Annotated in this window: 21 protein-coding genes; 9 read left to right on the top strand and 12 right to left on the bottom strand. The window is 39.2% G+C overall.

The window, feature by feature from the left end:
- From DBT50_RS04490 to DBT50_RS04475, 4 genes are read right to left on the bottom strand one after another with little or no spacing between them, the layout of a single operon-like run.
- Positions 1-3,609 (bottom strand): PD-(D/E)XK nuclease family protein, encoded by a 3,609-nt coding sequence (locus DBT50_RS04490; RefSeq protein ID WP_111853491.1) that lies wholly within the window; start codon positions 3,607-3,609, stop codon positions 1-3.
- A 23-nt stretch (positions 3,610-3,632) separates the two neighbouring features.
- A complete protein-coding gene (locus DBT50_RS04485; protein ID WP_111853490.1) occupies positions 3,633-4,757 on the bottom strand; it encodes a Nif3-like dinuclear metal center hexameric protein in 1,125 nt (374 codons plus the stop codon).
- Positions 4,747-5,457: a tRNA (adenine(22)-N(1))-methyltransferase gene (locus DBT50_RS04480; RefSeq protein WP_111853489.1), complete on the bottom strand. Its 711-nt coding sequence runs from the start codon at positions 5,455-5,457 to the stop codon at positions 4,747-4,749. The genes DBT50_RS04485 and DBT50_RS04480 overlap by 11 nt, the downstream gene beginning before the upstream one ends.
- Positions 5,457-5,987: a GDSL-type esterase/lipase family protein gene (locus DBT50_RS04475; protein ID WP_181566150.1), complete on the bottom strand. Its 531-nt coding sequence runs from the start codon at positions 5,985-5,987 to the stop codon at positions 5,457-5,459. The genes DBT50_RS04480 and DBT50_RS04475 overlap by 1 nt, the downstream gene beginning before the upstream one ends.
- Before the next feature lie 107 nt (positions 5,988-6,094).
- On the opposite strand from DBT50_RS04475, the gene DBT50_RS04470 reads away from it, so the two are divergent.
- Complete coding sequence (locus DBT50_RS04470; protein WP_070560310.1) at positions 6,095-6,406, top strand: hypothetical protein; 312 nt, start codon at positions 6,095-6,097, stop codon at positions 6,404-6,406.
- Positions 6,407-6,468: 62 nt separating this feature from the next.
- Here DBT50_RS04470 and glgA read toward each other — a convergent pair whose 3' ends face one another.
- From glgA to DBT50_RS04435, 7 genes are all read right to left on the bottom strand, one after another.
- On the bottom strand, positions 6,469-7,911 hold the full coding sequence (gene glgA / locus DBT50_RS04465) for a glycogen synthase GlgA (RefSeq protein WP_111853487.1): 1,443 nt from the start codon (positions 7,909-7,911) through the stop codon (positions 6,469-6,471).
- A 43-nt stretch (positions 7,912-7,954) separates the two neighbouring features.
- Positions 7,955-9,109, bottom strand: a complete 1,155-nt coding sequence (gene glgD / locus DBT50_RS04460; RefSeq protein ID WP_111853486.1) for a glucose-1-phosphate adenylyltransferase subunit GlgD — start codon at positions 9,107-9,109, stop codon at positions 7,955-7,957.
- Positions 9,096-10,235 carry a glucose-1-phosphate adenylyltransferase gene (locus tag DBT50_RS04455; protein WP_111853485.1) on the bottom strand — a complete coding sequence of 380 codons (1,140 nt, stop codon included), beginning with the start codon at positions 10,233-10,235 and terminating at the stop codon, positions 9,096-9,098. Before DBT50_RS04455 ends, glgD begins: the two co-directional genes overlap by 14 nt.
- A 74-nt stretch (positions 10,236-10,309) precedes the next feature.
- Positions 10,310-12,298 carry a 1,4-alpha-glucan branching protein GlgB gene (glgB, locus tag DBT50_RS04450; RefSeq protein WP_111853484.1) on the bottom strand — a complete coding sequence of 663 codons (1,989 nt, stop codon included), beginning with the start codon at positions 12,296-12,298 and terminating at the stop codon, positions 10,310-10,312.
- Between the two features lie 250 nt (positions 12,299-12,548).
- Positions 12,549-12,929, bottom strand: coding sequence for a lactoylglutathione lyase (gene gloA / locus DBT50_RS04445; RefSeq protein WP_111853483.1), 381 nt, complete (start codon positions 12,927-12,929; stop codon positions 12,549-12,551).
- 423 nt (positions 12,930-13,352) lie between these two features.
- Complete coding sequence (locus DBT50_RS04440) at positions 13,353-14,501, bottom strand: tyrosine-type recombinase/integrase (RefSeq protein WP_111853482.1); 1,149 nt, start codon at positions 14,499-14,501, stop codon at positions 13,353-13,355.
- A gap of 70 nt (positions 14,502-14,571) precedes the next feature.
- The gene (locus DBT50_RS04435; RefSeq protein ID WP_111853481.1) at positions 14,572-15,366 is read right to left on the bottom strand and encodes a helix-turn-helix domain-containing protein; all 795 of its coding nucleotides are present in this window, start codon (positions 15,364-15,366) and stop codon (positions 14,572-14,574) included.
- Between the two features lie 111 nt (positions 15,367-15,477).
- Between DBT50_RS04435 and DBT50_RS04430 the strand changes: the two genes are divergently transcribed.
- Entirely contained in the window at positions 15,478-15,684 is a 207-nt protein-coding gene (locus DBT50_RS04430; protein ID WP_220091904.1) for a helix-turn-helix domain-containing protein, read from the top strand.
- A gap of 126 nt (positions 15,685-15,810) precedes the next feature.
- Positions 15,811-16,011: a hypothetical protein gene (locus tag DBT50_RS04425; RefSeq protein ID WP_111853480.1), complete on the top strand. Its 201-nt coding sequence runs from the start codon at positions 15,811-15,813 to the stop codon at positions 16,009-16,011.
- Between the two features lie 217 nt (positions 16,012-16,228).
- On the opposite strand, the gene ltrA is transcribed toward DBT50_RS04425, so the two are convergent.
- Positions 16,229-17,617: a group II intron reverse transcriptase/maturase gene (gene ltrA, locus DBT50_RS04420; RefSeq protein WP_224785078.1), complete on the bottom strand. Its 1,389-nt coding sequence runs from the start codon at positions 17,615-17,617 to the stop codon at positions 16,229-16,231.
- A 624-nt stretch (positions 17,618-18,241) separates the two neighbouring features.
- Between ltrA and DBT50_RS04415 the strand changes: the two genes are divergently transcribed.
- The 6 genes from DBT50_RS04415 to DBT50_RS04390 all read left to right on the top strand — a co-directional run bounded on the left by DBT50_RS04415 (position 18,242) and on the right by DBT50_RS04390 (position 20,924).
- Positions 18,242-18,862: a Rha family transcriptional regulator gene (locus DBT50_RS04415; protein WP_111853405.1), complete on the top strand. Its 621-nt coding sequence runs from the start codon at positions 18,242-18,244 to the stop codon at positions 18,860-18,862.
- Positions 18,863-18,988: 126 nt separating this feature from the next.
- The gene (locus DBT50_RS04410) at positions 18,989-19,315 is read left to right on the top strand and encodes an AbrB/MazE/SpoVT family DNA-binding domain-containing protein (RefSeq protein WP_111853404.1); all 327 of its coding nucleotides are present in this window, start codon (positions 18,989-18,991) and stop codon (positions 19,313-19,315) included.
- Positions 19,299-19,598 carry a type II toxin-antitoxin system RelE/ParE family toxin gene (locus tag DBT50_RS04405; protein ID WP_181566102.1) on the top strand — a complete coding sequence of 100 codons (300 nt, stop codon included), beginning with the start codon at positions 19,299-19,301 and terminating at the stop codon, positions 19,596-19,598. The genes DBT50_RS04410 and DBT50_RS04405 overlap by 17 nt, the downstream gene beginning before the upstream one ends.
- 96 nt (positions 19,599-19,694) lie before the next feature.
- Complete coding sequence (locus tag DBT50_RS04400) at positions 19,695-20,099, top strand: hypothetical protein (protein WP_111853402.1); 405 nt, start codon at positions 19,695-19,697, stop codon at positions 20,097-20,099.
- A gap of 12 nt (positions 20,100-20,111) precedes the next feature.
- Positions 20,112-20,396, top strand: coding sequence for a MerR family transcriptional regulator (locus DBT50_RS04395; protein WP_111853401.1), 285 nt, complete (start codon positions 20,112-20,114; stop codon positions 20,394-20,396).
- A 156-nt stretch (positions 20,397-20,552) separates the two neighbouring features.
- Positions 20,553-20,924: a hypothetical protein gene (locus tag DBT50_RS04390; protein ID WP_111853400.1), complete on the top strand. Its 372-nt coding sequence runs from the start codon at positions 20,553-20,555 to the stop codon at positions 20,922-20,924.

The raw sequence follows: 20,924 nt of genomic DNA, 5'->3' as shown, positions 1-20,924 counted from the left end.
TTATTCTTCCTCCTCACTTGTCTCATTGAATTCATTTGCGATCATTTGGAAAAAGGCTTCCTTAGAGAGCTTTAATCTGTCTCGATAGTGTTTGCCTGGCTCGGTTAAATCAAATTGGGCAATACTTTTATAGGCTGTTGTCGAGGGAAGGTATTTTTCATCTTCCAGGGGACGCAATTGAATATCACCACTCATGATATTTTCTGAACTGTTATAAATAATTTCTTTTATATAGTCTAATAGGGCTTGGAATTCTTTTAAAGTCAATATTTTTCGTGACCTATTCTTATCAAAATCTCCGTCTTTTTTCAGTCCATAAGCATACAAGTCTTCCCCATCATAGCCCGCTTTCATAATGTCCTCGAGTAGTTGCTGGCTAGCTAGGAAATATTCATTACTTTTTAATTCTTGACTTAAATCAACCGTGCCGCTAGCATTTTTCGCCATCATCTCAGAATATTCGCTTTGGTTTTCAACCTTTTTCAATGGAGCAGTCACTTTTTGATAAAAGGCTCCAAAGGGAATGATCTTTTTATCGGGATACTGGGCTTGAAATTTTTCCAAACAGACTAATAAATAAGTATATAGCTGGATATTAGTCCCTTGGAATATATCGCCAAGATTGATTGCCCTTGCCCCTGATTTATAATCAGTGATTTGACTAACTAAGTAATCTTGCCCCTTAAACTGCCAATTAAAAGTATCAATGCGGTCGATAATTCCCCGCAGGTGAACCCTAGTCTGGTCAGAAAGATTAAAGGAATAGGATTGATCCGCCTTCATCCCAAAACTTGCTTCATTAGCATAGTTATGCCACTTGGTCTTATTCATTTTTATATCAAATTGTTTGATAAAACGATTAAGGTTAAAGTTTAATTGTTTTAATTGGTAATTATAGAACTGGTTGGCCGAAAAAATATCATAGGCTGGATCCTTTAACGTGGTATTGAGCGCATGAGAAAATAGTTCATCAAAGGAGTCATCCGACTGTTTCTTTAGGTCATAATATTCTTGCAGTACCCGGTGGAAATAACTTCCTGTCAGGCGCTCATCAATTTTAAAGATGGGTCGCTCTCTTAACTTTAAACCGTACTGTAAAAAGTAAGAAAAAGGATCCTTATTATACAATTCTAAGCTTGAGACGGATACCGCCAGTTGAGATCCATATAGGGCCTTTGCTTCCTCTGAACTTAAATTGACCACTTTATTTTGGTGGTTTAGTCCTTGAAGTGCTCTGAAGCTATAGTCCCGACTCTTAGTCTCTTGGCTCAGTGCATCTTTGAGTACTTCCCATCGATCTGAAATCGCCGAGTGCTTACTTTTATTGCCTTGATAAACTTGGATCAAATAATGCAATTGACTACGCCAGTTGCCAAAAACTAGAGAGTCTTTCTCAGACACTGGCAAGGCTAGTGATTTTTTATCCCAAACTTCGAGGTCAAAGCGATCAATTAAATATGTTAAATAAGGAGAGATATCTGTGGCCTTATCTCCTAGTTGATTATAGGGAAAAGATAAATATAAACGTTCACTAGCAGATAAAAAGAGTTTATAGGCAATAAATTTTTCATTATTTGTCTTGACTTGGCTACTTAAGTTCAAGCCTTCATTGGGGGTAAAATAATGATTTAAAACCTCCCGATCTTCATCAGTCAGTAGACTATGGTTTTGATAAGCCTTAGGTAAATTAGACTTGGTCAAGGCCATAACAAAGGTTACCTTTTTATGTTCTGAACGTTGACTGTCAATTCCTCGAATTGTTACTGAATCCAAGGTTGGGGGAACCATATTATATTTTGTCTGGTTAAAGGCACTGGCCAAAACTTCTTGAAAATCTTGAATCTTAAAGCTTTGGTCTTTAAATAAGCGGTCATATTGATCAAGCACTTTGATAAAGGCTTGCCAAGCTTGTTCGTGGTGTCGTCCCTCATCTAAACGGTTATTTAGGGCATTATTTTGGGCCCAAAGCATTAATTGTTCAGGAATCTGATAGTGGACTAAAAATTGATAGAGAGCCAGCAAAGCGTCATGGTTATTACTTGCTTGGTCAAAAGCTGTAAAAAGGCCATCTAAGGCTTCTGCTAGAAAAGCTTTGACTTGATTAGCAATTTCCTGAGTTTCTTGATCTGATTCACTAGCAACCACTTGCCCGTAATCATCCACCCTTAAATATGACCAAGTGACCCCCTTTTGCCACCATTGTTTACCCTCATAGCCATTTTGTAGCACCACGTTTTCTGTGAGATCGACTTCTCGACGGAAACTTTCAACTTCAGACCAAGGGTCATCAGAATCATGCAAGGGCAATAACAATTCCGTCCGTAACAGATTAAAGATATCCTCATAACGCCAATCATAGCGGTAAATACGAATAAGCGCATCGATGAATAAGAATAAGGGATGGTCTGCCATGGATTCACTATCGTCAAGGAAATAGGGAATATTATTCATCTTTAAATAAGGCAAAAGCTGTTCTCTTACCTGGTCAAAGTCCCTAGTCAAAATTTGAATATCCTGATAACGATAAGCTTGACAACTGACTAAATGATAAATTTGGTTAGCCACCTGTTCTGCTTCAATATAGGGGGTTTGACAGGACCACACTTGGATCAGATTTTTAACTTGATCTTGCTCTTCTTTGGAAATAGTAGCGTAGGCTGCCTTGTCATTCGACCAGTCCTTGACTAAGGTCTGGTCAAGTAAGTAAAAGCCTGGATCAAACTGTTCATTAATCTTACCCACACGATCAAGCATCAGGGGACAATCGATAGCTTTGGCTAATTGGACTAACTTATTATAGCTTTGCCGACTCAAACTAAATAAATCTTGCCCTTGAAACTCACTCTTCAGCGTCTTCTGACTATCAAGGGTTAATATCACTTCTACCTGGTCGCAAGCTGCCAATAAGTCGCCAAGGATATCAAATTCATTAGCAGTAAAGCGATAGAAGCCATCAACAACCACTCTGACCTGTGATAAATCGGTCGTCGTCAGGTAATGCTTTAATTGTTTGTAAAGAGCCTGTTCAGTAAGAATTTGATCGGATAACTTGCTTTCAAAGCTTTGGTAGATAAGAATAAGTTCTCTTAATTTGTCTAATTGGTTGTCTAATAGGGGATCTTGGCCATCCGCCTCTGCCTCTACTGTACGGTAGATTTCAATTAAACGATGACTACTGATATTCCCCTGGTCAAATTCCTTAAACAATTGGGTTAATTGTTCTTGAAACCCAATATAGCCACTTTCGCGGCGAAAGATAAGTAAATCTTCCTGCAAGTCATTTAAGATTTGCTTGATCAGCATCATTAGGCCAATATCATCTAATCCTGATTGAATGGGCTCTTGGTTTTGTTCTAAAAAATACCAGGCCAGTCGTTTAAAAGAAAAGACCTGTAAGCGCATCATAGCAACCCCGTTATCACTAGCAGGCTTACTTTTATAAGTTTGGATATTATCAAGAATAATTTTCTCCATATCAAACTTCATATGTTCGGGAACTAAATAAAAGACCCGGTGATTTTGATCAGCCGCTAAGAAGCTTGCCATATCTCTCAATGTGCCCTCACGATTATCCTTAGTTTCTAAAATACGTGTGATTTGTAAACGCATGCTAACCTTCCTTTAATAGACTCCTACAAGAAATGAAAAGGATCAGTGTTGACCTCAGAAGGAAAGACAGTCAGGCCAAAATGATTGGTTTGGCTCCACTGGGTCAACTCGTCTAGGACATAGGGAATACAAATAGCTTCCATATGGTGACCGGGGTCAATTAGACTCAGGCCACTTTCATAGATATCATGGGCAGTATGGTAATCCGCATCAGCCGTAATAAAAACATCAGCCCCAGCAACCTTGGCTGCTTGATAATAGGATGAACCTGCCCCACCTAATACGGCTACCCGGTGAACGAGGGCCTTGTCATCCCTAGTCACAAAGCGAATGCCTTCTAAGTGAGAAAGATCCTTAATTTTTTCCACATAATCTTTAAAGGAAATTTTCTCTTTTAATTCCCCAATTCTACCCATACCAATACTTTGATAATCATTATTCTTCTCATAGATTTCAACGACCGCTTCTTCATAAGGATGGTATTTTTTTACCAAGTCACAAACTTTCTCTTTTTCCCCTTCCTTGACAGTTAGGGACAGGGCAATTTCCTCAAGCTCAGTTTCTTGATCTACTTCACCAATTTTTGGTTGAGCTCCATCTACAGGAATAAAACTTCCTTGACCAGTCCATTGAAAGAAACAATGCTGGTAATTTCCAATAACAGAAAGAGGATAGGCACTAAGCGCCTCTTTGAAGGCAGGCAAACTCTCCTTGGGTAAAAAAGTGACCAGGCGGTAATTTTTTTCATGGTAATGAGCGGCAAAAACCTCGGCATTTTCTATCCCATAACGTTCAGCCAACCAATCATTCATTCCAGGCTGACTACTATCAAGATTAGTATGAGCACTGTAGACGGCAATTTGGTGCCTAATCAGCTTGGCATACATGGCTTGTTGGGGATCATCCTCGCTGAGGCGCTTTGCTGGTCTAAATATTACCGGATGGTGGGAAAAAATAAAGTCAACTTGTTTCGCTATGGCCTCCTCAACCACTTCCGGACGGACATCTAAAGTCACTAAAACCCGCTTGACCTCTTGATCTAAAGAACCAAAATGTAAGCCAATAGGATCGCCTTCAAGCGCATAGGCAGTAGGAAAACGGTTTTCAAAATACTGGACAAGGTCGCTGACGGTTACTTTATTGGTCATCACTATCACCCTCCAAGGCTTGTTTGATCATTGCTAACAGTTGACTAAATTGCTGACGTCGTTGGCTAAGCGCTTCCCCATTCATTTGTTGGAGAATGCTCTCTATCTTGTGTTGGCGCCGGGTCCACTTTTTCCTAAAAATAGCTGGATTACTATTCTTGGTATAAAGTCCTAGATAAAGTTGGCTGTCACTGAGAGCAGGGGCCTTTCCGACATATTCGGCAGCAATAATTTCATAAATTTTTCCTGCGTCTTCTAAAATCTCTTCCCCTACAATTTGGTAGCCTTTATCCAATAACCATTGGCGCAAGAGGTATTCATCAATATTTGCCTGTAAAATTAACTTGGGATAGTCTAATTGCGACAAAATATCCTCACCAGCGAGCAAAATTTCATGAATGAGCTTTCCCCCCATACCTGCAATTATAACCGTATCGACTGGGTCTTCTTTTGTTAAGGTGGCTAAACCATTTCCCAAGCGGCAAGATACTAAGTCGCCATAGTGATTATCAAGTACGGCTTGACACATCCGCTCATAAGGTCCTTGAGCGACTTCACTACAAATAGCCCCCTTAATCAGTCCTTGGTCTAATAAATAAATCGGAATATGAGCGTGGTCTGAACCAATATCTGCTATATAACTTCCCTTTTCAACGTAATTTGCTATTCCTTTCAGTCGTTTGGAGAGTGTTTTGGTCATTACTTAACTCCTCTTCTTATGGTTTTCTCGATGCCTTCTGCCAACAACTGGTAGCCAGCTTGAGTCAGGTGGACCCCCTCGATGGTTAGCTCAGGTCGGCAATAATTATTTGCGTCGTAAAATCCTTGCCAATCCCAATAAGTTAATGAATATTTATTATCAAATTGTCTTAACTTATCATTTAAACGATCAATGAGCACATTGGACACCGAGGGATCTTCACTTAGATTTCGCATCACTAGGGATAAAATCAGCTGAGACTTAGGATAATGCTGGCTAAAAAATTCGACATTCTTTTCAATCCAGTAGGTCGGATTCTCGATACCTAAGCCCTGCCATAATTCATTAATCCCGTACATTAATAAAATGGTATCATAATCTTCACTTAAATCATTATTTTTGATTAGCTTATCGTAACCTTCTTCGGCAATGCTGCCGCTCACGGCCCGGTTATCAATTTTTATATCTCCAATCTGAGCGAAGGGAAATTTTGCTAAAACTGAGTGACCATAAAATAAGAGTTTAGTCATTTGCATTGTCAACCTTTCATCGTAATTTCTCTATTTATCTTAGCAAACTTTGCGTATAATGATAATGATCTAAAAATTACTTTATTCCTAAGGAGGCAAGATACACAATGGGATTTCGCTTTAAAAAAGAAGAAATGGAAAGTATCGACGACTTATTTGACCGTTTAATCCAACCAGCTAATCCTCGTCAGGAAGACCAAACCGAAGACCAAGCTGAGGAGAAAGCAAGTATTTATTTAAGCCAAGACTTTATTAGAAAGTATACCTCTTTTGATAGCTTTGAAGAGTTTTCATTGCAGGCACCACTTCCTCTACAAGCCGCTGATCAGTTAAACGAGGGAGATTCCTATTTGATGAACCAATTCGTCCGTCAACATAGCGATTTTGATAGCTGGCAAGAACTCCTTAATCATAGATAAGAAAAAGGCCAATTCGAGTGATCATCTTGAATTTGGCCTTTTGTTCTGTATTGCTTTTCTCATTATTCATTAAGGAGTTGCTGATAAATCGTTAAATAATCCTTAGCTGGTTTTTTCCAGCGGAAATCACGAGTCATGGCATGTTGAATCAGATAATGCCAGGCTTCTTCTTGGTTGTAGTAAACGCCAAGCGCATAGTGGACCATGTTGGAAAAATCCCCGGCATCAAAACGTTTAAAACTAAAACCATTGCCTTCCCCAGTAAACTGATTATAAGGGATAACCGTATCCTTTAAGCCACCAGTTTCATGAACCAGGGGTAAAGTGCCATAACGCATTGAAATCATTTGCGAAAGCCCACAAGGTTCAAAGGCACTCGGCATCAGGAAGAGGTCGCTCCCGGCGTAAATTTGCTGAGCTAATTGAGTATCAAAGTCAATATAGGCACAAAAGCGGCCCTTATATTGGTCTTCAAAGTAACGGAAAGAATGCTCGAAGCGCTGGTCACCTGTCCCTAAAATGAGGAATTGGGCTGAAGTGGTATGCAACAGTTCTTCAGCCTTAGCTTCTAGTAATTGCATGCCCTTTTGATCAGTTAAACGGCTCACCACGGCCAGAAGGGGCCGGTCAGCATTAACCTCTAACCCAACCCGTTCTTGTAAGAAGGCCTTATTGGCTGCCTTCCCATCACGCACTGTATCCATGCTATAGTTTTTGACTAAGGCAGGGTCTGTTTGCGGATTATTCAAATCATAATCAATGCCATTAATTATCCCGCGAATTTTAAAAGCATTAGCTCGAAGCGTGCCATCTAAAGCTTCCCCAAATTCAGGCGTTTGGATCTCCCGGGCATAGCTAGGGCTCACAGTAGTGACAATATCACTAAAGTTGATCCCTCCCTTTAGATAATTGACCCGGTTATTTTGTCTCACACCCTTATCATGAAAGAGGCTATCAGTGGTATTGAAATAATTTTTTAAATTTTCTCGGTCCGTCCAGCCTTGAAAGCGCAAGTTATGAATGGTTAATACCTTGCGAATATTCTTATAGGCTTCTACCCAATGATAGCGATCAACTAAGAGGGCTGGAATCATGGCGCTTTGCCAGTCATTGACATGAATGACGTTAGGGATGAAATCAATTTTCTCCATCATTTCAATAACTGCTAGGGAGAAAAAGGCAAAACGTTCTTCATCGTCACCATAACCATAGAGGGAATCGCGATCAAAATAATCTAAATTATCGACAAAATAATAGCTTAGCCCTTCTAATTGTAAATATTTAATACCAACATAGGCTCTCTTCTTACCCATGTCGACAGTAAAGTGCATTAAATCGGTGACATCTTCTTTATATTTTTCTGGCATGAGCGTGTAATAAGGGAGGGCGACACGAATATCTACCCCCTGGCGCTGTAATTCCTTAGGTAGGGCATAGGAAACATCGCCCAACCCCCCTGATTTAAAAAAAGGAGCTGCTTCTGCAGAAACAAATAAAACCTTCATCATGTCCTCTTTTCTAAGTCTTCCAATCACCTGACAAAAAAGCTTAGAAGTCAGATCTCTTGATAACTTCATGCTTACCAATAACAATTAAATCGTCAGGTTTTCCTTCAATAACTGCTCCTGGTTCAACGGTCACATTCTTATCTAAAATGGCATAGGAAACCTTAGCTCCTTTACCAATTTTACAGCCTTGCAGGATAATAGAGTGACTAACTTCAGCTTCAGCCTCCACCACGACCTTACGAAATAGTTGGGAATGGAATACCGTCCCAAAAATTTCACAGCCCGTTGCTAATTGGGAATGCTTAACGTCAGCTCCTTTAGCGTAAAATGTTGGAACCCCATTGTGTCCCTTGGTATAGATACTCTGTTTATTTTGAAAGAGTTCGGTATAAGCTTCTGCCTCTAACATATCCATACTTGCTTGGTAGTAAGCATTGATCGAATCGATATTAGCAATATAGCCATGATGTTCAACCCCAACCGTCTTATAATCTGAAAGAAATTGGATCAAAATGTCATCAAGGTTTTGATTGATGTCTTGGCTTTCTGCCTTTTCGATAATTTCTAACATGATTTTAGTTGGTACGATGGACATGTTCATATCATATAGGACGGTATCACTTTCAATTGGGGTAACCCCCTCAACTTGTAATTCATTAATATAGCCTGCTTCATCCAAGCTAACCAACCGCTCATTGGGATGGTATTCTATCATTTGGCGAGGGACACGGGTATATAGGCGGGCAATATCAGCGTCAGAATCTTCTAAGGCTTCAACTAAGTCGCTAATAACCACATTAGCTAAAACACGTGAACCGGCAACATAAACATAATCCGCGTGCGAGCGATTAATAAAAGTCTCATGATCATCATAAAAATCACCACGGCGACTAGCTGCTTCATAAAGCGCTTGTTTATGCTCCATTTGTGAGAAAGTAAATATGCCACCCCGATAAGTGTCCAAGTCCCAAGGTTTTCCGCTACGGATATGGTCATAGACTGAGCGACCTGACCGGCCGATAAAGAGGGCTGCCGAACGCATATTAGCGTAAGTGATACTAGATAGAGCAAAATCTAATAAGCGGTAACGGCAAGCAAAAGGTAACATGGCAATAGGACGTTGCTTAGTCAATGGGTAAAGATCGTTATCATTTTCAGTTAAGTTTAATATTGCACAAACTTTATTTTGAACCATGCTCACTACCCCCTATTATTTCTTCATATCCAGCCACCTGAATATCATGTACTTCACCAACAAAACGTGTATTATCCATCACTTCAGCATTTTCACCCAGAATCGCATACTTAATTTCTACATTCTGGCCAATTTTTGCTCCTGACATAATCACACTATTTTCAATCAGACTTCCCTTGCCAATCGTGACATTTTGCGAAATGACTGAATTTTTAATGCTTCCACGATTAATTGTTCCATCACAAATCATTGAATCTTCGACATGACTTTCTTCTGACATGAATTGTGGAGGGGCAACCGCAACTTTTGAAAAGATTGGCCAGGTATCTTCTCGAATATTCAGCGGATGGTTAGGCTCTAAGAATTCCATATTAGCTTCCCAGAGACTGTCGATGGTTCCAACATCCTTCCAGTAACCATGGAAAGAATAGGCGTAAAGTCTTTCTTGGTTTTCAAGATAAGCAGGAATAACATCATGGCTAAAGTCTTCCATTTTCTCAGGGTCATTTACCAAATATTGGCGTAATAAGTCCCAATTAAAAATATAAATCCCCATGGAAGCTAAATTGCTCTTAGGCTCAGCCGGTTTCTCTTCAAATTCAACAATGCGGCCGGCCTCATCCGTATTCATAATGCCAAAACGGGAAGCTTCTTCCATTGGAACGGGGATGACTCCTACCGTACAATCAGCTTCGTTCTTTATGTGTTCTTGAAGCATGGCTTCATAATTCATTTTATAAATATGGTCACCAGACAGGATGAGGACATATTTAGGTTGGTGTGAATCGACGAAGGCTACATTTTGATAAATCGCATTGGCTGTTCCCTTAAACCATTTTTCCCCTTCACTACTTGAGTAAGGTTGTAAAACGGCTGCCCCGCCATCACTAACGTCCAACCCCCAAGGCGCTCCATTACCAATATGGTCATTTAAAACGAGCGGTTCATACTGAGTCATCACTCCTACTGTCGTAATACCTGAATTTGCACAATTACTTAAGGGAAAATCAATGATACGGTATTTTCCCCCAAAAGGGACAGCGGGTTTAGCGATATCTTGGGTGAGTTTCCCTAAACGAGTCCCTTTACCACCAGCTAAAATCATAGCTAACATTTCACTTTTCATAAATTACGAGATTACTCTCGTCCCTCCTCTCTGAAATAAAAATTATTTCCCAGCCTTCTACAGCACTATACGGCCTAGGAATTGAATTTACTTAATTGATTACTTGTTTGCTGACTATTGCCTTTGGCTGCTTTCGCTTGCAATTTGGCCAAAGCTTCTTCATCAATGGTGTCTGGTACTAGTAGTAAAAGTGATAGACTCGGCAGAACAAGTTCAATTGAATAGTCTTGTTTTTGGTGTGCTTTGTCTTCGGTCTGGAAGATCTCTTTCTGGTAAAGCCAGTTACCGCCAAATTCTTTCATTTCACTATTTAATAATATTCGGTAACTGCCTGGCAAAGGCACACCCAGTCGATAATTGTGGCGTTCAACTGGGGTAAAATTAAATATACAGATGACACAATCACTTAATTCTTCCCCTTTGCGGATGAAAGCCACAATGCTTTCATCAGGATTATCTGCCTCAAGAAAAATGATGCCTTTAGCTGATAAATCATAGTGATGAAGCGCTTTCTCACTTAAGTATAACTGATTTAATGTGGAAATGTAATCTTGAAACTCCAAATTATATTCCCTGGACAAGGTCTCCCATTCTAAGCCTTCATAGAAACGCCATTCTAAAAATTGACCAATTTCATTGCCCATAAAACTTAATTTCTTCCCGGGATATACCATCCGATAACCTTCCATTAACCGCAAATTAGCAAATTGACGGTAACGGTTATCCCCTGGCATCTTCCCTAGTAAGGATTCTTTTCCATGGACGACCTCATCATGGGAAAAAGGCAGAATAAAGTTTTCATCAAACATATACATGAAGGTGAAGGTAATTAACCGATAATTGTAGGAGCGCGAGAGTGGGTCAAGCTTAAAGAATTTGAGCGTATCATTCATCCAGCCCATGTTCCACTTGAAATTAAAGCCAAGACCACCTTGGTCAATCGACTGGGTGACTCCTGGCCAAGCAGTACTTTCCTCAGCAATCATTAAATATGAGGGGTCACGCAGGAAAATTTCTTTATTCAAGCGGCGTATAAAATCGACTCCTTCTAAATTGACATTATTACCATAAATATTAGGTGTCCAGTCCCCTTCATCGTAGTCAAGATAAAGCATGTTAGAAACCGCGTCCACCCGTAAGCCATCAAAATGAAACTCTTCTAGCCAATAGATAGCATTGGATATGAGAAAACTTTGGACTTGATTTTTTCCTAAGTCAAAATTCAGGGTTCCCCAACGAATGTTCTTAGCTCGCCTGGGATCACTATATTCAAAAGTCGGCCCACCATCAAAGTTAGCCATGGCATCATCATTAATCACAAAATGACCAGGTACCCAATCCATGATGACTCCAATTCCTGCTTGATGAGCTGCATCCACAAAACGTTTTAGTGGATCAAAGTCATGTCCATAACGGCCAGCAATGGAGTAATAACCACTGACTTGGTAGCCCCATGAGGCTTCAAGTGGATGTTCGGTCAGCGGCATAAATTCAATATGGGTATAGCCCATTTCCTTAACGTAGGGAATTAACTCCTTGCGTAAATCATCGAAACTATAAGCCCTACCATCCGCATGACGTTGCCAAGAGGACTGATGGACTTCATAGATATTAATCGGGCTCTGGTAAAGATTTTTTTGCCGCCTAGTTTGGAGCCATTTTTCATCATTCCAGCTATAATTCGTGGGATCCTGGATAACTGAAGCAGTTTTAGGTGGGACCTCACTAGCAAAGGCAAAAGGGTCTTGTTTTTCTTTAACCAATCCATCCCGCCCTTCAATGACAAATTTGTATAAATCCCACTCAGCAGCTTCCTTAATAACTGTTGTCCAAGCACCAGTTTCTCCGACTCGTTCTAGCGCTTGCGGCTGCCACTGGTTAAAATCGCCTTCAATCGCCACTGATTTGGCCTGGGGAGCCCAAGTGGTAAAGCGATAACCGTCTTGAGGAGATGAAGCCATTTTATGGGCTCCTAAGAAGCGATAAGCATGATAATGTTTTCCTTTATTAAAGAAATACATATTGTCTTCAATATTTTTTATACTTAATTCTTGATTAGACATCTATCTCACCCCTATCTTTCTATACAAAAAAGGCGAGGAGATTTCTCCTCGCCTTCCCTAGACTAAGGGTTAATCAGTGTTCACATCACTCATTAACCAAGTACCTACTTCCTGTAGTGGTTTAAACAATAAACCGTGTACTCTCTATAACACTACATGGACTTATCTTATGCCATGTTGATGTCGATTCATCGCATGAAATAAGTCTATCATAGAGTATCCTATTAAACAAGGAATTTATTTAAATCGTCTATAAGACTCCATCCTGAATCACTTCAATTTTATACCCATCAGGATCAGTCACAAAATAGTAGAAAGGATCCATTCCAGGTAAGCCAGAAATATCAGTCAATTCGTAACCTTTTTCTTCATGTTGGTCATGAATAGCTTTGACGTCATCAACTAATAAGCCAATATGTCCATAGCCATTCCCAAGATCATAACCATCACTGTCATAGTTATAGGTCAATTCTAAACGCCAGCTGGAGCCTGGTAAGGCCATATAACATAAGGTAAATTCATTATCCGGAAAATCCTTTTTATCAACCACTTCAAATCCGAAAGCTTCTTGATAAAAAGCAATTGAGGATTCTAAATCCTTCACCCGCACACAAGTATGATCAACTTTCATTGCTTCCATCCCTTCTATATTTGCTACATTTATATATGCTTTAATCTTACCCTATCTCACTAAGATTTTCAAAGTAAAGCTGCTATCCAAACACTTTTACTAGCTTAAACTTAGTTTCTTTAACTCAGTTCTTATATTTTCTTTCCAAGTATTAAAAAAGAGCGTAATCTAACATAAAAGCTACTAGCAGGTGTTTGAAAGCTCAATAGATAAATAGGTTTAAAAGCGGGATAGAAAGCAATAAAAAAAGCGGTCCTTCGACCGCTCAATCATTTACTTCTATAAGCCTTTTGGCATGCTTTTAAAATATTCTATGCGGCCAAGAGGACTTGAAGTTAATTTCTCTTAAAATTGCTGTTATATCAATGTTTTTAGCAATTAATAGACACTATATTTCTCTTGCTTGTACGATATTTGTACGATCTACCTAATTTCCATGAATTTAGCAAACCTTTGAGAAGCTTCTTTTCTAGCGGTAGGAGTCACATGGGCATAAACATTCATTGTTGTTTGAATGTCCCCATGGCCAAGGCGATCCTTGACATCATTCATGCTAACACCTGCTTCAAAAAGTAAAGAACAATGGGTATGCCTAAATCCGTGAATATTAACATAGGGCAGGCCATTTTTTTGACAAAATTTAAAGAAAAAGTTTCTAGGTGAAGAATCACTAATGGGAAAATTCTTCTTTTCTTTTCTAAAAAGGAACGTTTTAGAATCAAGTATATTGTAACCTAGCTTTAAAAAGTATTCTTGTTGACTGGTGCGCCACTTTTTGAGGATAGCCAGCGTTTCTTGGTCAATGTCTATTGTCCTTACACTAGGTTTGTTTTTAGTAGCGCCAATATATAAACCTTGTTTGCGACGTTTTAGTGCTCTTTTAACGGAAATTGTGCACTCCTTAAAGCTTATATCTTGCCATTGAAGCCCTAAAGCCTCCCCACGTCTTAAACCAGCATAGGCAAGCAGACGAAAGAAGCAAAGCCATTTTAAGGGGGCTTTTTCTTCTAAGGCTAACATAATCATAGACAGCTCTTCTTTGGTATAGAAATCCCTATCACGAGTTGGACAATTATAAGAAAGCTTTTTCTTAGGTATAATGACCGTGTCGCATGGATTTACCGTTAAATACCGCATGTTAATCCCATAATTCAAAAGACGTTTTAAGTAATTAAAAATTTTTCTGTGCTTTTGAAATTTTCGATACCAAACATTAACTTCTTTTTGAATGGTAGAAGTCTTTAGTTGATTGATTTTTATATCACCAAAAGCCGGGAGAATATGCAATTTAAAATAGGTCTCAGTATTTCTTAGCGTACTTTCTTCAACGTCCAATCTATACTGTTCAAGCCATTCTTGATATAATTGGTTAACAGTAAGATTTTTATCAATAGGCGAGCTCAGGCCACTATCAAACTTGTATTGTTCTTGTTTGAGGTAGTCCTGGGCTTGCTTTTTTGTTTTGAATCCCCTTTTACTCAACCGAACGTCTTTATTAGTTTCGCTGTCCTTACCGAGGTAGTGCCGTACCTCCCAAAATGTGCCTTTACTATTGGTATATTGTTTAATCATGATAGATAATCCTTTCCCAGCACCCACGCCAACGGGGCTTGTAGAAAAGAATGAATTTGTCAGTTAGTGGCTATTCTTTTTGATCTTCTTCATCGTTCATAATATCTATCCTATAGTCCCAATATTTCTTTCCCACTTCAATAACTGTTTCTTGAACATTTTCGTATAGTTTAGATATGAAATATTTTTCGGCAGCTTCACTTTTATTTTTAAACCATTTAATGTAGTCCTCATCATTAATAAATTCCTCAAAAGTATCTTTTGTGTACAAATAAGGATTAATGGACTCTAAAGCATTCTGAATTACCGCTTCTGCTCCCTCATATGTTTCTTTTGCCCTCATACTAGCTAAATCAACATAGCGTATAAATTTGTTAATTATTTGTTCTGGCTGATCAAAATTTAAATTAAAACCTAAATCTTTTGTGTATTTTATAAAGTTATCTAAGTTATTATGAAAAAAGCTGATTATCGCTTGTTCTTCAATTTTGGAAGACGTTTCAGAGTCACCTATTGAAAGCATTTTGTCTATCAAATTATCATAAAAATTCAAAAATTTAATTATCTTATCTATAAGAGCTATAGAATAGAGTTCTGAATTCTCATCTATCGCACTACACAAAAGGTTAAATAATCGGTCTTTTTGATTTCCATGTAATAGCTCATCTACCGTGATACCGCCAATGTCTGCTATGGCTTTAATACGCTGATTATTTGGCAACGATTTGCCGTTCTCCCACCTTGAAATTATTCCAGGTTTAACAGGAGGATCTTCAATTTTTTCGCCATAAACTTCTAAAGACCATCCGCGATCAGTACGAATTTTTTTTATGCGCTTTCCTACTTTATCTTTATTGATGTCCATTGTTTCACCTCTTTAAAATATATAATAGCATAATAACTAGTAAAAAAACGTAAAAAATACTTGATTTACGAATTTTTACGTGATATATTTTTAGCGAAAGGAGTTGATCAAATGAAAATTAATAAAGTTTCCGCTTACAGAAAATCTATGAATATGAACCAATCTCAAATGGCGAAGTATCTTGATCTATCACTTGATGCTTATAGTCGAAAAGAAAGGGGATTATCTGAATTTAAAAAAAGCGAAATGGAAAAATTTACTAAGGTAGTTTCCACCAAGGATCCTACTATAACAGTTGAATCAATTTTTTTTAATTAATATTTACGAATTTTTACGCATAAATTTACAGTTAATCAGAAATTCTATAAGTCAATAAAAAATAAACCCACGCCAACGGGGCTTATAGGAGTGAATGAAGACATTAAAGACAAGGAGAACATAACCATGTTTTCAGAAAAATTAAACTTTGAATTTTTAAGTGACAAAGACAACAAAATGCTAAGTGAGCGCTACAACCGGGAATTAGATTTACTTCAACATTCCCGAATTACCCGACAGGAGGCACAGTATGGCTATCTAACTTATATCCAAAAGCATTGGCCAGAACATGCCTTTGAGATCTACACAGATGGCAATATTTTATAAAAATGGGCATTTAAGCCTATTAGTAAGTGAAAAGTAGCCCTAATTTGAAAAATATCGCTTACTTTCCATTTTGGTAGGCTCTTAGGCCTATCTATTTATAAAAAAGCCCCTTTTTATCAATATTAGTAGGCATTAAAAACAATCGAGTAGGACTCTGTCCGTTAGTCGGACAGAGGACCTCTCACACCACCGTACGTACGGTTCCGTATACGGCGGTTCAATATCTTAAATAGGCAGACTCCGCCAGGAGGGTTAATGATTTTAATCCCCACTGACGGAGTCTTTTTGTTGTCAGAGCGTAGTGCACCTCCGGTGTCTTGGATAGACGCCAATACTTCTTGCGTGAGAAAGCAATACGCTTCGCGCTTTCACTATCCAATCCCAACCGCATGAGGCGTATAATCTTCGTTCGACAGTTTTTCCATCGCTTCAAAATGAGTTGCCTTAGGCGATGGTTTAACCATTGTTCTATCTCTTCAATATAGGTTTTAATATAGCCTACTCCAAAATAGTTGATCCAACCTTGTGTGACTTGGTTGATCTCTTTTACAATGGTTTTAAAGGTACCTGGTCGCTTTCGACTTGTCAGACGTTTTAACTTTGCTTTGAATTTCTTCTTCGCTTCATTCGTCGGACGAAAACGACAACCCTTTCGGGTAGGCTTGATAAGGCAACCCAAGAATTTTAAACGGGTTGGCGAACCCACTTGACTTTTCTCATGGTTAACGGTTAATCGAAGATCTTTTTCAATGTAAGTAGTAATACTTTTTAGCACACGTTCTCCTGCTCGCTTAGATTTGACGAAAATCGCAAAGTCATCTGCGTAACGTACAAAACGATGTCCACGACGTTCTAATTCTCTATCCAATTCATTTAAATAAACATTACATAGAAGCGGTGAAATAACACCCCCTTGAGGGGTACCCGTATGACTGTCAATAAATTGACCAGACATATCAATAACACCTGCACTCATAAAACGTCTAAGAATACGTGATATCGCTGGATCTTTTACCATTTGTTCCAAGTAATGAATCATTTTATCTTGATTAAAATTATCGAAACAATTCTTTAGATCGCAATCAACCACAACTTTATAGCCTGTTTCGTAATAGTCGACACATTGTTTCAGTGCACTATGTGCACTCTTGCCTTTACGAAAGCCATGACTATAAGGTGATAGTTGAGGATCTATGATTGGTTCAATCACTTGTCGAATGGCTTGTTGAACAATGCGATCCCTGACCACAGGAATACCTAATCGACGAACTCCTCCATTGGCTTTGGGAATTTCTACCCGCTTGACCGGTTGAGGTTTATATGTTGCATTCATCAATTTCTGTTGTAAGGGTCTAAGATACTTTCTTACTTCAGCTTCCGCAGCTTCTGCGGAAACACCATCAATACCAGCTGCTCCTTTGTTCTTACGAACTAATTGAGCTGCTCGCATGAGGTTTTCTTCTCTGACAACGAGACTCATTAGAGACCCATCATGTCTTTTCATATATTCAATAGCTCTACCACTAAGCACATCTACATACTTTTCAGGTTCCACCTTATTCCTCTGTAGGCTGCGTTGCTTCCGCAACTTTTCTGCTTTTCCCATAATTGAGCTACCTCCCATCTAAATAAACATGGATATTGTTCAGTCCTTCGTTTCCTCTGGAAACTACTATGACTTCGGCTGACTTCTCACAGTAAACCTTTTTCGACCGGCTTCTTATAAGGGGACTCCTGCGCCGTCTGTGAGATCTCCCTGGGTAAGAACGACAACTTTCTACTCATGTCACTGCTTCATCTACTGTCTCAGATTCGTGCAGTATTGGACTTCACTTTGTCTGGCAAGCTCATCCATCTTTTGACAGCCTTTCTTTATGAAGTTTCTGTACGTCAGTGCAAGTATTTGCCTCCAACTTCCTTCAGATTCCACCTCACGGTGGACACCCTTGTCATTGGCTAACAGTTCCTACTGCAAAGGCCTGTAGTGGACTTTCACCACCGAGTTGTCGCCCATGCCAGGCGCACCAACAAAAAAAACGCTGAGCTTTCGCCCACCGTTTTCAACAAAAACCAGAAAATTATTTAAAAACGAGCACCAGCCAAGTGCATTGGTAAGAAGTACAGGCCACAAGCATGGCCAGCTCTTCAAATATACCTTATTAAATAATTTTACCTACTTATTATACAAGAGCTTGGGTTTTAAATCCACTCTTAGGAAGGAGAATCCACTATGCAGCTAGTTTATATCCAAAATAAAAACAGTGAACCTTACACCTTATCAAGTGTTATCGCTGAATGTGCTGAGGTGCAACACCACACCGTTACCCGACTAATTAGAACCTATAAAGAGGATTTAGAAGACTTTGGAATTATTGGATTTGAAATCCATAAATTAACTGAGGGCAGAGGACGACCAACGAAAGACTACCGATTAACCGAACCTCAAGCAACGCTGCTTATAACTTGGCTAGATAACACAAAGCCAGTTAGAGCTTTTAAAAAGGATTTAGTTAAGGCGTTCTTTTCTATGAGGGCAGAGCTCAACCGGTTCAAGGTCAAGCGGGAAATTGAAAAGCTTTACCATTCCCAGCTCAATAAAGCCATAGATAATTGGATATATAAAAATCCACATTCTTACATGAATATAGCTAGTCTCCTTTGCCAGGTGGTCACTGGTTTGATCCCAAGGCAACTAAGGGCACAGCATGGCGCTTCTAAGGAAGTACCCACCCTAGAGCTAATGACAGCGGAGCAATTAAACCTATACCGCCAAAAAGAGGTACAGGCGATTATCTGCTTACAGCAGCAACAGACCTATTCAGAAATTAAAGCCAACTTATTGGCAGCGTAGATCTGAGTAATAACAATAAAATAAAGTTCTTTGAAAATTAAATAGATAAGGGCTAAGTGTAGACTATCGGGCTTAATTTAATTATAATGTAATTACTTAAATAATTACTAATAAGGAGTGAAAGCCATGGTAGTTAAAGCCAGAAAACAAGGGAATTCTTTAATGGTCACCATCCCAAAAGCCTTTAACATAGCTGAGGGGGCTAGCTTTACGCCCCACTTGCAAGAAGATGGAATATTCTTTGAGCGAGTGGACACCGCCCCCCGCTTTGTTGATGATTTTGACGCTTTATTATTAACAGACATTATCAAAGACGGCTATACGGACGGCGAGGCGATTATTAAGGAAATGGAACACCGGAAGAGTCTCATGGAAGACCGCTTAAATGAGCTGATGGACGAGCCATCTAGCCAGATGACTGAAGAGGATTTTAACCGTGAGTTTGGACTATAAAATCTACTTCAGAAACAGCGCCAAGCGGGAACTCAAGAAGTTAAAAGATAAGCGCCTAATTAAGTTAATCGGTCAGGAAATTTACCAAGTTATAGCCAAAGACCCCCATTGTGGGGATCGCAAAAAAGGCGGCTTGAAAGATATTTATACCCGGCCAATTTACTACCAAAAGGCACAATACCGCATAGCTTACACGATCCATGAAGACATTGTAACGGTTGAAATCATCCAAGTTGGAAGCCGTGAGAATTTCTATAAGGAGTTAACACGTAAGATACCATAATAGTGACCTATCCCAGCCAAAAACACTTAGCCCTTATCATTGATTTGATGAGGGCTTTTTGTATGCCCAAATATAATGCTAAAGGAGCTAATCACTATGACAGAATCAACTAAGAAAACCGATACCATGAACCAGAGGGAAAAGGCCGCAGCTAGGCGGGAGGCTATGCTCAATTACTTTGGTAGTCATTCAACAGTTACTTTTCAGGAAGTAGCCGACAAATTTGGCTACCCGTCTGCTGAGGTGGCACGGCCTAAAATGTACCGCCTAAAGAGCCAAGGCTATATTGATTTTACGGTAAAGGACAGCGCCATGCACGGCCTAGAGGTCTTAAAAAGAGCTGATGAACCTATTTGGATTAAGAGCCAAGAACAATCCGCAGAGTATTGGGAACTTTATTATCTGCTAAAAGAATTGGCCATGACCGAAAATGACACGACTGTTTTAAATGCAAAGACTAATACTATCCAGGTGGCCATGAAAGCCCTGGCTAAGGTATAGGAGGTAAAGAAAATGAGTGATATTCAAATTCAATTAGACCCTAGTGCTTCAAAAGATTTCGTTAACCAGTTAAAGCCCTATCTGAACCAGCTGGCCGAAGACCTCAAGAGAGATTTGGCTATTAATAAGGAAATGTTGACAATTGATGAAGTCACCCAATTATACAGTACCAGCCGGAATACGGTAACCGAGAAATGGCACAGAGAATTAGGCCTACCACTTAATAAGCTTGGTAACAAAGTGTATGTTGAGAGATCCGTTTTAAATGACTTCATTAGAGCGCACCCTTACCAATAAAAAAAGCGGCTCATGGTCTAACCATAAGTCGCTAAGGACGATTTTATGAACCGAAATTTTTTCGGAATTAAAAAGATACTTTAGTAATCTTTTATACGTCCATTATAACAGATCTACAAAGCCCATCGCAATAGGATTTTAAAGGAGTAAATCATTATGGAAAACACTCAAAAAGGTTTGTTTAAAGAAATTATAACCCAAGATATTACGTTACAAGAACCAGAAGTCACTTGTTACTTGACAACAGAACACCTAAGCCAAGTAGCCAGCGCCTTAGATCCCATTTTATCAACAATCAAAAAGCAAGAAACAATAGACGATCTTATCAGTTTAGCCACACATGCTAATAGAGTTAAGCCTGAATATTATGATGAATTGGAAAAGTTTCAACGTGAACTTGATGAAGATTTCCAAAATCAAATTAAGCGCCAAGGTGAGACCCTAGAGGCTATCTATTGCCTGCTGTCCAATAGCCACAGTAAGACCGAAGTTATAAGTAACCTTGAGGCCTTGGGCATTGATTACTAG

This window comes from Aerococcus tenax (assembly GCF_003286645.3).
Taxonomy (GTDB): Bacteria; Bacillota; Bacilli; order Lactobacillales; family Aerococcaceae; genus Aerococcus; species Aerococcus tenax.
The sequence above is the reverse complement of the archived record's forward strand: the minus strand, read 5'-3'. Positions and strand labels throughout refer to the sequence as shown.